A 14,155-nucleotide genomic window follows, 5' to 3' on the forward strand; every position below is an offset into this window, starting at 1 on the left:
GACAAAAAAAGGGGCCGGACCTCCAATCAGGAAATCCGGCCCCGGACAGGGGGAAAAGGGAAGGAGAAATCAGGCGCGGATGTCGATCACCTCCCCGGCGGGGAAGCGCACCTTGGCCTCGCGGGCGTAATCGTCGTCCTTCGCGCGGTAGCCCAGCGCCACGCTCACCACGGAGCGGTACGGCGTGCCGTCCAGGCCCAGAATCTCATCATACTTATAGCGGTCCATGCCGCCGATGGTGCAGGAATCCACCCGCAGGGCGGCGGCCGCGCTGAGCAGGAAGCCTGCGGCAATGTACACCTGGCAATCCAGCCAGGTGTGCATTTTTTCCGGAGTCAGGGATTTTACATAGCCAGTATAGAAATCAGCGGAGGAAGCCAGCTTTTCCGCGGACGGGTGGCGCGTGAACTCAATCTGGGCCAGGTAGCGGTCCACGTCCCGCTGGGTGGCCGTCCTGCGGGCGCAAAGCACCACGTAATGGGAGCAGTCCTCCACCTGGGACTGGTTCCAGGAGACTTCCCGCAGGCGCGCCTTTAATTCCTTGTTCGTCACCACCACAAACTTCCAGAGCTGAAGGCCCAGGGAAGACGGGCTGAGGCGCAGGCTTTCCGCCAGCGCATGCCAGGTGGGTTTCTCAATGCGGGCTTCGGGGTCAAACTTCTTGCAGGCGTAACGCCATTCAAGACCGTCAATGTACTGTTCCGGAGAGATCATAAAAGGTGAGACAGGAAAAACGGTGAAACTGTTTAAAGTACTTCCTTCAAAACTTCAATGCAGCGGGCATTTTCCGCGGGGGTGCCTATGCTGATGCGGATCCACTCCGGCAGCCCGTAGCCGTCCTGCGCGCGGACGATCACGCCCCTGGCCAGCATGTCCTGGAACACCTTCCTGCCCTGCCCCACCTTCACCAGGACAAAATTGCCCTGGCTGGGAATCCATTCCAGCCCCATGTCCCGGAAAGCCTGTTCGTAAAAACGCATGCCCTCGGCATTGTTCTCCACGGTGCGGCGCACGTGCTCCCGGTCTTCCAGGGCGGCCAGGGCCGCCTCCTGCGCCAGCACGTGCAGGTTGAACGGCGCGCGCGCCTTGTGCAGCATGCTGCACACGTGTTCCGGGGCAATGCCGTAGCCCACGCGCAGGCCCGCCAGGCCGTAAGCCTTGGAGAAGGTGCGGAGAACAATCACGTTGCGGCCTTCCCGCACGAACTTGAGGGTATCCGGCGGATTGTCGGAAAACTCCCGGTACGCCTCGTCAAAGCACACCAGCACGTGTTCCGGCACCTTCGCCATGAAATCGTCAATCTCCTGCTGGGTCACGACGGTGCCCACGGGATTGGTGGGATTCGTGATGAACACGATGCGCGTGTTGTCCGTAACGGCATCCAGGAAGCCGTTCAGATCGTGCGTCCAGTCCGGCTTGTTGGGCACTTCCACGTACGTGGCGCCGAACAGCTTGGACATGATGGGGTACATGGAAAAGGCGTGCCTGGCGGCCACTACCTCCGCCCGGGGATTCAGCAGGGCATGGCACATCAGCTCAATCACCTCGCTGCTGCCCGTGCCCACCACCGTCTGGCCGAACTCCACGCCGCAGAACTCCGCAATGGCGGAGCGCAGGCGGAAGGCCGCGCCGTCCGGATAAATGTTCACGCCTGCCGCCGCGCGGGCAATGGCCTCCACCGCCTTGGGGGACGGCCCCAGCGGGTTCTCATTGGACGCCAGTTTCACAATATCATGGGGATCCAGGCCCAGTTCCCGGGCCGTCTCCTCAATGGGCTTGCCCGGCTGGTAAGCCACCAATTCCAGCACATGCTGGTTTGCGAAACTCTCAATACTCATAGCGGCGGAATGTTACCGCCATTCCCCACTTCTGGCAATACGGATTTCCATCCGGAGCGGACCTTAAAAACATGCCTGTCATTCAGCCTCATCCACGCTGCGGGAAGCGGCGGAATTTCTTTCACCCCCGGAAAGGCCTTCCTTTCCAACCGGCTTAATCCTCTTCCCGCCACCAAAATAAACGTATCCATGGCGCGAACAGCCGGAAGCAGGCTTTTTAATGCCGCGGCGGGCGAGTATTGCCCGGAAGGATAAAAATTAGACTTCCGCTCTTTGGGCAGTTTCCCAAACATGGAAAGGGTGGTTCAAAGCAGATGTCCCTCCGGAAAGGTCGTGCCAAATCCATGCCCTTGTGGACGACAATGGAAGTTTCACCATCAAGCAAGTTTGGAATGTCCGCCTGCCCTTTCCTTCCGTCTTTCCGCGCATCCCCTGCCCTATAAAAAGCAACCCGGTTTAACGGCCTTATGCCGGGACGTGCCTGCCGGGCATTTCTTCCCTCGCCCGGCGGGTCATGGCAGCGATCAGCTCCGTTTTTCCCTCCGTATAGGCATCCCGGTTGAATTCGAACTTCTCTTTCAGGGAACGCTTGAGGGCGGCGTACCTTTCCGCCTCATCCGGATGCGCGGCCAGGTAATCCCGGAAGTACAATTCATCCCAATCCCGGCAGGGCCGCACATGCAGATGGAACGCCTGCCCCCGGAAGCCGTCCGCGGCATAGCCCTTCACCAGAACCAGGCGCATCTGCGCTTCGTCCCGGTGCATTTCCCGGTAGCCGCACTTTTCCAGCAGAGGAAGCGTTTCAAAAACAAATGAATCGGGCCGCACTTCCAGCAGAATGTCAATGGTGGGTTTGGCCGCCAGGCCCGGAACGGACGTGCTCCCGAAGTGGGAAAGGCGGCTGATGCGCGAGAGGGGCACCACCGATTCCAGCATCTCTTTCTCCCTCCGGTAGATTTCCGCCCACTCCGGCCTGGATTCGCTCAGGATGACGGGAAACAAGCGCCAGAGTTCTTCAAGGCTCATGGCGGACAGGGCGGCTTCATCCGAAACACGGCGGGACATTCCCGGAAGATAAGGGAGACGAAGCCGTGAGTCAACCTCCCCGGCGTCCTCCCCGGCCTGACGCCGGGGAAACGCGGACCTTTTTGCCATTCCCTACTTTCTCCGCTTGCTGCCGTCCCGCGGACGGCAGCGCAGGGCCTGGTACCCGGCCACGACAAAGGCGAAGGTAGTCACCGCCAGAAAAGAGCGGAACAGCCACGCCAGAAGTTCCCAGTAAATCTCCTGAGTCATGCGGAAGGTTTTTTACCGGAATCCGGGACGTTGCCCAGATCTTCCCGGAGACGTTTGACGGCACAGGCAATCAGGGTAGCCTTATCAAGCTGGCAGCGCTCCACGTTGAGGGCGTCCGCTTCCGCATCCCGGAAAAAATGGACGGATAACGGCATTTTTCCCTTGATTTGAATTTTTTTCTGACTCTTTTTCTTATTTCCCGTCTTCATAAAAATCCTTCTTTTGGTGCAATAAGGGCTTCAATAACCCGCTTACGATGCAATAATGCACCTGAAACGGTATTTCAGTCAACGAAAATATACCGTTAAAATGATATTATGCAAAAAAGGTTGAAAAATCGCACCATTTTCGTTACAAAGATATGCATGAGTGAGAATCAGGATGAACTCAAAGTGCAGATCAAGGCTTGGCTGAAACAGCAGAACATCTCCCGCAATGATTTTGCGGAGGAATGCTTCGTGTCTCCCAACACGGTCCGCAACTGGCTTGCCAAGGTAGCCATTCCCAAAGACAAGGAAGCTCTCATCCGGCTCATGATGGAAAAGACGGAAAGGGAGAAAAAACTGAAGGAGGCGGCAAGAGCCCATTGGAAACCCTTCGCCGTCATGCTGAGCGCCGAGGATTACAAACTCATCGAAGAAGCCGCCAGAAGAGACAACATGACGGTGGAGGAATGGGCGGAAGCCACCCTGATCAAGGACGCCCAGAAGAGGATGAAGAATTATTACGACGACGAAAGCAGCCTCCCGAACGACATCCCTCTGGCAGCGGAAATTCCGGAGGAGTACGGCGCTCCCAGGCCTTCCTCCTCTTCCAGTTCCTCATTCTCCGAACCTTCTTCTCCCCGCCGCAAGCCGCGGCAATAACCCATGGCGGATATGGCAGGCGCGCCCCGTGCAGGGACACCGCCCTCCCGCTGAGCCCCTCTTCGGCTGAAATCCCCCGGCTCCCTGCGGTTCCGGGGGATTTTCCTGTCAAGGCCCCGGGAACGGCTCAAACACTTGCGGCAACTGAAACCGGGATGGGTTTCCGCAAACGATTTAAAATACGCGTATCCGCAGGGCACGATGGGGATATTAATTACCGCAGGGGCTTGCGCCGCTCCCGTCCGCTCTTTTTTCTTGCCTGACGTGTTAGAGGGGTTCTATCATATTGACCATGAGACAACTACTCTGCCTGCTGTTCATTTCCGCCTTCTGGCTCCCGCTTTCCGCCCGTGCGGAGGCGGCTCCGCCGGCCGTTCCCTCCATTGCCGTCAGGATGGTGCATCCGGACAGCCTGGAGCTGGACCGGGAAGGAAAACCGGTTCCGGAAGGATACACGCCTTATGTGTATGAATTCCGCGACCGCCACGGAAAGATGCAGCGGGAACGTCTGTTCCTGAAAGATGAACCGGTCATTACGGAGGCGGAGGTGGAACGGGCAGGCGTCGATCCGAGCAGACCGGAGCATCTCAACATCACCCTGAACACGCCGGGAGGGAGGGCCATGAAAACGGCTACATCCGCCATGAGGCTGGGACATGACAGGCTGGCTGTCGTCGTTCAGGGAAAAGTCAATTCGGCCCCGGTGGTTCAGGCCATTATTTCCCGTGCTTTTGAAATTTCCGGACTGGACGGGGAGAATGAAGCCGCCAACTTGGCGGAACTGCTCAACCACCGGGCCGCCACGGGGAAAACCACCCCTTTCATTCCGCGTGATCTGGCCCTGTACGCCATCCATCCGGAGAACGCCCGGCTGGTGGAAGAAGGGACGCTTTCCGTACCGGGCTACCGGCTCTGGAGCCGCCCGGGCGCGGAGGAAGAAAAAGACGCGGAGAAGGAATACCTGTTTCTGGGGAACGCCCCCATCGTCACCGGGGATTACGCCCAGTCCGCACGCCCCAATCTGGATTATCCGGGGCATCTGGACATCGTTTGGAATGAAGAAGCGTACAGGAACCTGGAACAGGCCTGCGCCGCCCTCCGGCCCGGCAAGGACAGAATGGCCGTGGTCCTGCGCGGCGCCATCCTGTCTACGCCCGTATTCCATAAAATGCCTTCCCACGCCACCCTCATTCCCGTGCCGGGAGATGACCGCCAGCTGGATGCCCTCTGCGCGGCCATCAATACCCAGTTTCCGCCGCTCACGGAACAACAGCAGAGGAAGGTGAAAAAGAAGCTGGCCGTTTATCCCGTGCATCCCCGCAGCACGGAGCTGGAACAGCGGTTCCTCCCGGAACTCCGGCAAGGGAAAACCATTCATCTGAAAAGCGGGTTCCGCTCCATCCCCTACACCCGCCCTGATTTCCCGGAGCCTGTTCCATCCTGGGCCTTTATCCGGCCGGAATCCCTGATCGGCCCGGAGGATATCCGGTACGCGGCACGGGAGCAGGACGGCACGATTACCTGCCAACTGCTGCCCCGTGCATGGGAAAAAATGCATGCCTTCATGGACGCAAGCCCTGCGGGAACCGTGGCCGTGGCGATTGTCTTTCAGGGGAAGGTTCACCAGATGTTCAAGATCAGAGACAGCTTGCTGCAGATGTGGGGAATCCCCGTGATCACATTCATTCAGCCCATTTCCGTCATTTACATCCTCACTCCGGAAGAGGAACGGCGCATGCACCGGGAATTCCTGTATCACGTCTTCAGGGATATGCTGTTTTCCGTCAGCCCGTGGTTCTTTAAAAACTGCGTTCCTTTCCGTACGCTGGGCGAACAGAAGCCTTTTTTAATGATTGATTCGGGCCTGAACCGCCCCTGATTTTTTTGCTCGAACCGGGGGCGGCGCTCCGCTATATTGCCTCCCGTTATGGCAACACCGGATTTTCATTACCAGGATCCTTTTCCCATTGAAAAGGACGACACCCAGTACCGCCTCATCACGTCCGACTACGTGAGCGTGGGTGACTTTGAAGGACACCCCATGCTGAAGGTGGAACCGGAGGGCCTGCGCCTGCTGGCCGCGGAAGCCTTCCATGACGTGGCCTTTTTCCTGCGCCCCGCCCACCTGAAGCAGGTGGCCGCCATTCTGGACGACCCGGAAGCCAGCGCCAATGACAAGAGCGTGGCCCTGACGATGCTCCGCAACGCGGAAGTGGCTTCCGCCGGAATCCTGCCCTTCTGCCAGGACACGGGCACCGCCACCATCGTGGGCAAGAAGGGACAGCAGGTCTGGACCGGCTGCGACGACTGCGAACAGCTTTCCCACGGCGTTTACGACGCCTACACCCAGAACAACCTGCGCTATTCCCAGACCGTGGCGCTGGACATGTATACGGAGAAGAACACCGGCACCAACCTGCCCGCGCAGATTGACATTGAAGCCGTGGAAGGCATGAAGTACTCCTTCCTCTTCGTCGCCAAGGGCGGCGGCTCCGCCAACAAGACCTACCTTTACCAGGAAACGAAGGCCCTGCTGAATCCGGCCACGCTGAAGAAGTTCCTGGTGGAGAAGATGAGCACGCTGGGCACGGCGGCCTGCCCGCCCTACCACATCGCCTTCGTCATCGGCGGCACATCCGCGGAAAAGTGCCTGAAAACCGTGAAGATGGCTTCCACCAAGTATTACGACAACCTTCCGACCACGGGCAACGAGTACGGACGCGCCTTCCGCGACCTGGAGCTGGAAAAGGAACTGCATGAGGAAGCCTGCAAGCTGGGCCTGGGCGCCCAGTTCGGCGGCAAGTGGTACGCGCTGGACGTGCGCGTCATCCGCCTGCCCCGCCACGGAGCCTCCTGCCCGGTGGGCCTGGGCGTCTCCTGCTCCGCGGACCGCAACGCGAAGGCCAAGATCACGCCGGAAGGCATCTTCATTGAACAGCTGGAAACCAATCCCGGACAGTACATTCCGGAAGCGCTGCGCATGACCTCCAGCGAGGCCGTCTCCATTGACCTGAACCGCCCGATGAAGGAAGTGCTGGCGGAACTGAGCAAGTACCCCGTCACCACGCGCCTGAGCCTGAACGGCACCATCATCGTGGCGCGCGACATCGCCCACGCCAAGCTGAAGGAACGCCTGGAGAAGGGTGAAGGCATGCCCCAGTACATGAAGGACCACCCCGTGTACTACGCCGGTCCGGCCAAGACCCCGGAAGGGTATCCCTCCGGCTCCTTCGGCCCTACCACCGCGGGGCGCATGGATTCCTACGTGGACCTGTTCCAGGAAAACGGCGGCTCCATGATCATGATCGCCAAGGGCAACCGCAGCCAGCAGGTGACGGACGCCTGCCAGAAGCACGGCGGCTTTTACCTGGGTTCCATCGGCGGTCCCGCCGCCATCCTGGCCAAGAATAACATCAGGAAGGTGGAACTGCTGGAATACCCGGAACTGGGCATGGAAGCCATCTGGAAGATTGAGGTGGAGGACTTCCCCGCCTTCATTCTGGTGGACGACAAGGGCAACGATTTCTTCGCGAAGATCCGCGAAGGCTGGGCCTGCGCCGGCTGCGCCCATTAAGCCGCCCGGACAGAGCGCCGGATTTTTTCTCCCTGTTCCGCCATGCCGCGCGGAACAGGGATTTTTTACGGTCCTTTACGGGAAAACTCGTTTTATCTCCCCTCCTTTTTCCCTTGAGCTTTTGGGTAGATTCTTCCGAATATCCCCGGCCTGCCGTTTCAAGCATTCATTAAATCCGGAAGGAGGAAGAAGCGCAGATATAAACAGGTGGAATCCGCCACCCGTTACAGGGAGAATCTCCAGCCTTTAAAAAACCGTTTGTAAGACATTGCCGGAAGTTTTTCCCGCTTGACTATTTATGGAAATTTTTCATAGTGGCTCCGGTTAGTATCATACAAATCACATTTACCTCTAATAAATCGCCCCGTCCTGCTGCTACAGGACGGGGCTTTTCGTTAGCTGAACATTACAATGAGTAACTCAATCAGCCTGGTTAGTATGATACAGTCATTCACATGGTACACCTCCTTTTCTTAATCCGGGATCAACCCGGCGCGGAGATTTTACAGAAAAACAATATTATTTCAAGATTTTCAATTTCAGCAAATTTCCCCGTCCCGGAGAGTATTCCTGTCTTTCCGCGCCATTCTCCCATGCCCGGGGCGGGCGTTTCAGGGAAAGAACGGCAATAGAGCACGTCCATTCCAACAACTCCGGAGATGGCCGCCAGGCTGGCAGGGCAACGCGGTTCCCCCATTGCAGCAAGCGCCACGGAAAAGCCCCCGTCCACGGGAAGGCCGGAGAACACGCCGGATACACAGTGCGCCCGCTTCACGCAAGCAGGGAATAAAGCAGCATCAGCGCCAGATTGGCGCCAGCGGCCAGCAGCAGCCTGCCCGGCTTCAAATACCGTGCCTTTCCCAGGAAAACCGTCAGCACCGTGAAGACGGCATACAGGGATATCCACATCAGGAAGAATTCCGCCAGATTCCTTCCGTTCCCGAGACTGTCCAGGGGCATTTTCCAACCAGAAAACAGGAGGGGCAACGCCGGAAGCACGGCATAAACGGCATATACCCAGTTCCTCACCACCGGCCTGAAGACGACTGTCAGCGGGTCCCGGCCAAAGAGGATATTCCTGGAATGGACGCTCTGCACCTTTTCCTTCCGCAGGGCGAAGGGGAGATAGAGGAGGAGAAGCATCGGCAGCAGAACAGGCCAGGCGTACCAGACCGTGGCCGCCCCCAGCATGAAGACGAAGAAGGCGGTAAAAATGATGGGAATGCCCGCCATGAGCAGGAAAAGGAGGCTTGTCCTGCGATCCGATTTTTCTCCCATTTTCAGGAAGGACCATGAAAGATAGGCCATAGGGCAAGAGTCTGGTTTTCCGAAGGTTGCCAGAAATCACAGCCGCCCGCAAGGAAAAGCCGCCCACGGCCGGCAGAATCCGTTACGAACCCCGTTCCGCACACAGAGAACCGGACCGCAGGCAGACTCTGATTGGGATTGCCCCCCGCCCCTTCCCACGCTATCCTGCCTTCATGGCCTACCGAATCTGCAAATCCATTGAACTGGAAAGCGGGCACCTTCTGTCCAAGCACCCCGGCAACTGCAAATTCCCCCATGGCCATACGCGTTCCGTGGAGATGGTGTTCCGGGCGGATACGCTGGACGCCAACGACATGGTGGTGGATTTCAAGGCCATCAAGCAGATGATGGGGGATTTTCTACAGCAGTTTGACCATTCCCTGTGCGTGAATACGGATGACCCCAATTACGCCGCCTTCGTGGCCGCGTACGGGGAGCGCATCATTCCGTTTGACCGGGAGGACCCCACCAGCGAGGTAATGGCCCGCACCATTTTCAACTTCGCCCGGCATGCGCTGGAAAAGGCCAGGGAAGGTTCCGGCGAATACCCCGTGCGGGACTGCGTCACCCTGGAACGCGTGCGCGTGTGGGAGACCAGCAGTTCCTGGGCGGAATACGGAGAATAGAAGCGCGGGCTATTCCTTCCGCCACGCGTTCCGCCGGGAATGCCGTTTCAACCGCATTTCACGGTTCTCCTTTCAGGACGGTTACCCGGTTGCCGGGCAATTCCCCCGCATACGGTCTGCGGAGGCTTATCCCTTAAAAGGGGTTGAATGAGATCATGCGCTTCTGCGTCCAGTGCCCGTACGTAGAGGAATACACATCCGTAATTTCACGGGCCCATTCGTCAATGGTGCGCTGGTGGTGGGCGTATTTTTTAAAATCCTTGGTATCCACGCCCAGCAGGGCGCTGTGGTCTTCCTCGTAGTCCGCAAATTCGGAAACGATGCGTCCGTCCTCATCCCGCAGGCGTCCCGCCATGGCGATGTGGCCCTTTTTGATGAACCGCTTGACCAGGCCGCCCCCCTTGATGCCGCTCAACGCCGTGACAAAAATGCCGGCTTTGGCGTTCGTGGGCGTGATGGAGATGATGGCGAGCTCCAGCGTATAGGCCCCCCTGGTTCCCGGAGGCACCATCTCAAAGTGCGGATTTTCCGCAACTTCCTTTTCCATGCTGGCCGTGACGCTCTTCCGGAAGTATTCCGCCAGACGGTGCAGGGCATCAAATCCTTCCGCGGTATCCGGCCTCACATCCATGTGCACCGTATCCACCGGAACGACGGCCATCAGGACTTTTTTGCCGTCCACGCCGTTTACCTTGTCATTCCAGATTTTTTTATCATCAGCATTCCAGTAGGCATCAAACGGGATATGGGAGTCGCAATTTTTTACCTGATGAGTCACGAAGCCCGTCCGGGGCACATGCTTGAAGTTATTGGAACAAGCCACTACCGCCATGCCGCCAAGCAGCACGAGCGCCATCAGGGAAGCGAGGAACAGGAACCGGTGTTTCTTCATAAACAGGCAATCAGCTAGAGTCATTTCATACATGACCCGGCATCCGCTGTCAATAAAACCCAGGAAACAAACCGCTCAAGAGCGGAAACCGGCGCCTTCCTCGTTGAGGCGGCAGGAGAGGGAACGCAGATTTCCGGCATCCCCCCGGTCAGGAAGAACGGAAACGGAAGGAAATTCCCCTCCCTGCATCCGGAAATATCCCGGCAGGGATGTTGACAAGGGTGGGAACTTTTTATCAGAAGCGCACGGGAGGAGACAGGGGCCTCCGGCCTGTTTTCCCTGTTACCGTTCGCGAGAACGGAGCCGTCCGGGAATGCCAAAAGGAAAAGGCGCGGCAGGTCCATGAAAACCCTTTTAAAGGAACGGCCACCCGGGAGGGGCCTTAATCCTCTTCATCCATGGGACGGTATTTCACGGCCAGTTTTTCCAGAAGCTTCAGAGCCAGGGCGGCACGGCTGCGGAAGGATTTATAGTCCCGCGGGTCGCAGTCGCTCCAGGCCCGTTCGGCCAGCGCCAGGGCGCGGGGCCACGCCATGTATTCCACCAGCCCCATGTCGTACAGGTATTCCGTCCAGATATTGGCCTGGAGGCCGCGCACCTTGGAGGCTTCCTCCGGGGACAGCTCCGGCAGTTCATAGCCGTACACCTGCCTGAGCGGTATGAGGCCCCCGATGGCCTTCGGTTCCGTGGGGGCAGAAGACTGGTAGTAGTCAAAGTAGAAGTGGGAGCACGGGGCCAGGATGACGGGATGCCCCTTTCTGACCGCCGCCGCGGCAAAGTCATTGCCGCGCCATGCCATGACGAAGATGTGTTTGTCCGCCTCCAGTTCCCCTGCCTCATCCCAGACGATGGCGTCATAACCGTCTTTCCGCACGTAGTCCGCAATTTGCTGCAGGAAGTCCCGGCTCAGGGCCTTGAGATCCGTCTCGTTCAGGTCTTTCAAACGGTTCTGGCAGTACCTGCATTTTTTCCATGCTTCCGCGGATACCTCGTCATGGCCCAGATGAATGGGGGAGCCGGGCGGGAAGACGGCCTTGAGTTCATCCACCACGTCTTTTACGAAGCGGAGCGTTTCCGGACGCCCCATGCAGACGGCGTCCCGGCCTTTTTTCCCTTCCACGGGAAAGTCCACCCCGTCGCAGATCAAGTCCCCGTAGGCATGCATGGCCGCATAGGAATGGCCGGGAAGGTCTATTTCCGGCACAATGGTAACCTGGCGGCTGCGGGCATAGGCAATGATTTCCCTCATCTGCTCCCGGGTGTAAAAACCTCCGTAGGTGGCCTCCGGGTCATGCTCCTGAATGGCCAGCTTCACTTCCTGCCAGTTCCATTCTCCATTGGCCAGCGGCACGCGCCACGCGCTCATGGAGGTGAGAAGGGGGTATTTCCTGATTTCCATCCGCCAGCCGGGGCCGTCCGTCAGGTGCAGGTGAAGCCGGTTGAGCTTGAAGAGGGACATGGTGTCAATCATGCGCTTGACCTCCGCCATGGTGAAAAAGTGGCGGGATACGTCCAGCATGATGCCCCGCCATTCAAAACGGGGGACGTCCCTGATGGAGAAGACGGGCACGGAGAAGCCTTCCCCGGTCCGGTTGGCGTTCAGGACCTGGACCATGCTCTGCCACGCGTAGAAGAGGCCTGCGGGCGCCCCCGCTTTCAGATGCAGCACACCCCGTCCTTCCCGGCCTCCTTCCAGACGCGCCTCATATCCTTCTCCGGTTCCCGCGGGGTTTCCTTCCACCGAACACACCACGTCCGCCGAATCCCTGTCACGGGTCATGGAGAGGCCGGACAGGACGCCCTGGGCGTTGAGCACATTCAGGATGGCTTCCACTGCGGGAGCATCCTTTTCAGGAGCATAGACCGCCAGCCGCAGCGGAAGATGCGCCACGGCGGACCGGTCGGACGTGCATGCGGAAGGAGCGGGGAGCAGCACATCCTCCGCCGGGAGCATTTCCGCCATGCCGGCGTTCAGGAACCCGGCCAGAGCCAGCCACGCCGCCATCCGGTAAAAACGCCCCTTATTCATCATTCCGGGAGTACGGGGAGCAGCATTCCGTTCTTTCAATAAAAGAGGAGCGCCGCAGGCCCCTGCGGGAACGGAAGATAAAGGCGGGCGGCGGTGAATTCTTTTTCCCAAGAACAGGACGTCCTGACGGATGTATTCATTTCAGCCGGCGCAAGGGTTTGCGGCGCTCCCCGCCCTTTCTTTAAAAAAGGCGCGGCCATGTTCGCCGCGCCCCGGGTTAAATCCGTTTCCGCCTATTTGCGTCCGCCAAAGAGACCGCCCAGGCCTCCTCCAAGCCCACCAAGGCCTTTCAGGCCGCCAAGACCGCCGCCCATGCCGGGAAGGCCGGGCATCTTGCCCCCTTTCCCCTTCATGGCGCCCATCTGTTTCATCATGGCGCCCATCTTGCCCTTGCCGGACATCATCTTGCGCATTTCGGAAAAGTTCTTGATGAGCTTGTTCACCTCCATCAGGGAGCGGCCGCAGCCGGCGGCAATGCGGCGGCGGCGGGACGGGTTCAGCAGGTTGGGATTGCTCCTTTCCTTCGCCGTCATGGAGAGCACGATGGCTTCCATGTGCTTCATCCTCTTGGGGTCCAGCGCGCCGTCCGGAAGCTGCTTCTTGATTTTGCCGAAGCCGGGGAGCAGGCCCAGCAGGCCTTCCAGCGGCCCCAGGTTCTGCATCATCTTCATCTGGTCCAGGAAGTCGTTAAAGTCAAATTTGCCGGACATCATGCGGTCCATGGATTTGGCCGCCTGTTCCTCGTCAATGCGGGCGGCGGCATGCTCCACCAGCCCCACGATGTCACCCATGCCCAGGATGCGGTCCGCCATGCGGCCGGGGACGAAGGGGCCGAACTGGTCCAGCTTTTCCCCCTCGCCGGAGAATTTGATGGGCTTGCCCGTCACGGAGCGCATGGAGAGGGCCGCGCCCCCGCGGGCGTCACCGTCCAACTTGGTCAGGACAATGCCCGTGACGTTCACGGCCCGGTCAAAGGTCTGGGCCACGTTCACGGCCTGCTGGCCCGTGGCGGCGTCCACCACCAGGAGGGTTTCACGCGGAGAGAGGAAGGCGTGCAGGTGGCGCAGCTCGTCAATCAGGGCTTCGTCCACTTCCTGGCGGCCCGCCGTGTCAAAAATCATCACGGTCCCGTTCTGGGTCCGGGCCCATTCCAGGGCCTCACGCGCCACGGCCACCACGTCCCGGCTGCCGGGAGCGGGCTTGTACACGGGCACTTCTATCTGTGCCGCCAGCGTGGCCAGCTGGTCCACGGCGGCGGGGCGCACCAGGTCGCAGGCCACCAGCAGGGGGCGGCGCCCTTCGTTTTTCAGGCGCAGGGCCAGCTTCGCGCTGGTGGTGGTTTTGCCCGCGCCGTTCAGGCCCACTACCATGATTCTGGCGGGGTCCGTCAGGTCCAGTCCCACGGCGTCTCCGCCCAGCAGGGCGGCGATTTCATCCCGGAAGATTTTGACGATCTGTTCCCCGGGCTTGATGGATTTGAGCACTTCCTGCCCCATGGCCCGCTCCTTCACGCGGCCGATGAATTCCCGGGCCACGCCAAATTCCACGTCCGCTTCCAGCAAGGCCAGCCGGATGTCCCGCAGGGCGTCCGCAATGTTCTTTTCAGAAATCTTGCCCAGGCCCCGCAGCTTCCGGAACGTGTTATCCAGTTTATCAGCTAAAAGTGAAAACATAATCGTATGATGCGCCAGACTGTGCCACATTTCCCGCCCCCCGTCAACAAGTG

General features: G+C 59.2%; 14 protein-coding genes. 4 read left to right on the forward strand and 10 right to left on the reverse strand.

From position 1 onward, the window contains the following. Nucleotides 1-69: 69 nt before the first annotated feature. From J5W70_RS12355 to J5W70_RS12380, 6 genes are all read right to left on the reverse strand, one after another. Nucleotides 70-714, reverse strand: a complete 645-nt coding sequence (locus J5W70_RS12355) for an NAD(P)H-dependent oxidoreductase (protein WP_022397369.1) — start codon at nt 712-714, stop codon at nt 70-72. 32 nt (nt 715-746) lie between these two features. Continuing rightward, nucleotides 747-1,838, reverse strand: a complete 1,092-nt coding sequence (hisC, locus tag J5W70_RS12360) for a histidinol-phosphate transaminase (RefSeq protein ID WP_022397370.1) — start codon at nt 1,836-1,838, stop codon at nt 747-749. Then, entirely contained in the window at nt 1,835-2,131 is a 297-nt protein-coding gene (locus tag J5W70_RS12365) for a hypothetical protein (protein ID WP_102727100.1), read from the reverse strand. The genes hisC and J5W70_RS12365 overlap by 4 nt, the downstream gene beginning before the upstream one ends. 172 nt (nt 2,132-2,303) lie before the next feature. Beyond that, entirely contained in the window at nt 2,304-2,903 is a 600-nt protein-coding gene (locus J5W70_RS12370) for a GrpB family protein (protein WP_022397371.1), read from the reverse strand. A 93-nt stretch (nt 2,904-2,996) separates the two neighbouring features. Beyond that, a complete protein-coding gene (locus tag J5W70_RS12375) occupies nt 2,997-3,134 on the reverse strand; it encodes a hypothetical protein (RefSeq protein WP_022397372.1) in 138 nt (45 codons plus the stop codon). Beyond that, nucleotides 3,131-3,289, reverse strand: a complete 159-nt coding sequence (locus tag J5W70_RS12380) for a hypothetical protein (RefSeq protein WP_156340781.1) — start codon at nt 3,287-3,289, stop codon at nt 3,131-3,133. The genes J5W70_RS12375 and J5W70_RS12380 overlap by 4 nt, the downstream gene beginning before the upstream one ends. Before the next feature lie 210 nt (nt 3,290-3,499). On the opposite strand from J5W70_RS12380, the gene J5W70_RS12385 reads away from it, so the two are divergent. The 3 genes from J5W70_RS12385 to J5W70_RS12395 all read left to right on the forward strand — a co-directional run bounded on the left by J5W70_RS12385 (nt 3,500) and on the right by J5W70_RS12395 (nt 7,574). Next, the gene (locus J5W70_RS12385) at nt 3,500-4,000 is read left to right on the forward strand and encodes a helix-turn-helix domain-containing protein (RefSeq protein WP_102721513.1); all 501 of its coding nucleotides are present in this window, start codon (nt 3,500-3,502) and stop codon (nt 3,998-4,000) included. Nucleotides 4,001-4,292: 292 nt separating this feature from the next. After that, nucleotides 4,293-5,879, forward strand: coding sequence for a SecDF P1 head subdomain-containing protein (locus tag J5W70_RS12390; protein ID WP_022397375.1), 1,587 nt, complete (start codon nt 4,293-4,295; stop codon nt 5,877-5,879). A gap of 48 nt (nt 5,880-5,927) precedes the next feature. After that, on the forward strand, nt 5,928-7,574 hold the full coding sequence (locus J5W70_RS12395) for a fumarate hydratase (protein ID WP_022397376.1): 1,647 nt from the start codon (nt 5,928-5,930) through the stop codon (nt 7,572-7,574). 771 nt (nt 7,575-8,345) lie between these two features. Here J5W70_RS12395 and J5W70_RS12400 read toward each other — a convergent pair. Further along, on the reverse strand, nt 8,346-8,882 hold the full coding sequence (locus J5W70_RS12400) for a hypothetical protein (RefSeq protein ID WP_022397377.1): 537 nt from the start codon (nt 8,880-8,882) through the stop codon (nt 8,346-8,348). 173 nt (nt 8,883-9,055) lie between these two features. Between J5W70_RS12400 and J5W70_RS12405 the strand changes: the two genes are divergently transcribed. Then, entirely contained in the window at nt 9,056-9,508 is a 453-nt protein-coding gene (locus J5W70_RS12405; protein WP_022397378.1) for a 6-pyruvoyl trahydropterin synthase family protein, read from the forward strand. A 133-nt stretch (nt 9,509-9,641) separates the two neighbouring features. Here J5W70_RS12405 and J5W70_RS12410 read toward each other — a convergent pair whose 3' ends face one another. The 3 genes from J5W70_RS12410 to ffh form a co-directional block, all read right to left on the reverse strand. Then, on the reverse strand, nt 9,642-10,400 hold the full coding sequence (locus tag J5W70_RS12410; protein ID WP_180971737.1) for a DUF3313 domain-containing protein: 759 nt from the start codon (nt 10,398-10,400) through the stop codon (nt 9,642-9,644). A 382-nt stretch (nt 10,401-10,782) separates the two neighbouring features. Next, entirely contained in the window at nt 10,783-12,432 is a 1,650-nt protein-coding gene (locus J5W70_RS12415; RefSeq protein WP_022397380.1) for a beta-N-acetylhexosaminidase, read from the reverse strand. 230 nt (nt 12,433-12,662) lie between these two features. Further along, nucleotides 12,663-14,102: a signal recognition particle protein gene (gene ffh, locus J5W70_RS12420; RefSeq protein WP_102721508.1), complete on the reverse strand. Its 1,440-nt coding sequence runs from the start codon at nt 14,100-14,102 to the stop codon at nt 12,663-12,665. Between the last annotated feature and the right edge of the window lie 53 nt (nt 14,103-14,155).

Origin of the sequence: Akkermansia massiliensis (assembly GCF_018847375.1) — a bacterium.
GTDB lineage: Bacteria > Verrucomicrobiota > Verrucomicrobiia > Verrucomicrobiales > Akkermansiaceae > Akkermansia > Akkermansia massiliensis.

Coding starts and splice junctions, on each gene's coding strand:
- J5W70_RS12390 (WP_022397375.1), top strand. CDS start 4,293: ATGAGACAACTACTCTGCCTGCTGTTCATTTCCGCCTTCTGGCTCCCG.
- J5W70_RS12395 (WP_022397376.1), top strand. CDS start 5,928: ATGGCAACACCGGATTTTCATTACCAGGATCCTTTTCCCATTGAAAAG.
- J5W70_RS12385 (WP_102721513.1), top strand. CDS start 3,500: ATGAGTGAGAATCAGGATGAACTCAAAGTGCAGATCAAGGCTTGGCTG.
- hisC (WP_022397370.1), bottom strand. CDS start 1,838: ATGAGTATTGAGAGTTTCGCAAACCAGCATGTGCTGGAATTGGTGGCT.
- J5W70_RS12365 (WP_102727100.1), bottom strand. CDS start 2,131: ATGTTTGGGAAACTGCCCAAAGAGCGGAAGTCTAATTTTTATCCTTCC.
- ffh (WP_102721508.1), bottom strand. CDS start 14,102: ATGTTTTCACTTTTAGCTGATAAACTGGATAACACGTTCCGGAAGCTG.
- J5W70_RS12410 (WP_180971737.1), bottom strand. CDS start 10,400: ATGAAGAAACACCGGTTCCTGTTCCTCGCTTCCCTGATGGCGCTCGTG.
- J5W70_RS12370 (WP_022397371.1), bottom strand. CDS start 2,903: ATGTCCCGCCGTGTTTCGGATGAAGCCGCCCTGTCCGCCATGAGCCTT.
- J5W70_RS12405 (WP_022397378.1), top strand. CDS start 9,056: ATGGCCTACCGAATCTGCAAATCCATTGAACTGGAAAGCGGGCACCTT.
- J5W70_RS12400 (WP_022397377.1), bottom strand. CDS start 8,882: ATGGCCTATCTTTCATGGTCCTTCCTGAAAATGGGAGAAAAATCGGAT.
- J5W70_RS12415 (WP_022397380.1), bottom strand. CDS start 12,432: ATGATGAATAAGGGGCGTTTTTACCGGATGGCGGCGTGGCTGGCTCTG.
- J5W70_RS12355 (WP_022397369.1), bottom strand. CDS start 714: ATGATCTCTCCGGAACAGTACATTGACGGTCTTGAATGGCGTTACGCC.
- J5W70_RS12380 (WP_156340781.1), bottom strand. CDS start 3,289: ATGCCGTTATCCGTCCATTTTTTCCGGGATGCGGAAGCGGACGCCCTC.
- J5W70_RS12375 (WP_022397372.1), bottom strand. CDS start 3,134: ATGACTCAGGAGATTTACTGGGAACTTCTGGCGTGGCTGTTCCGCTCT.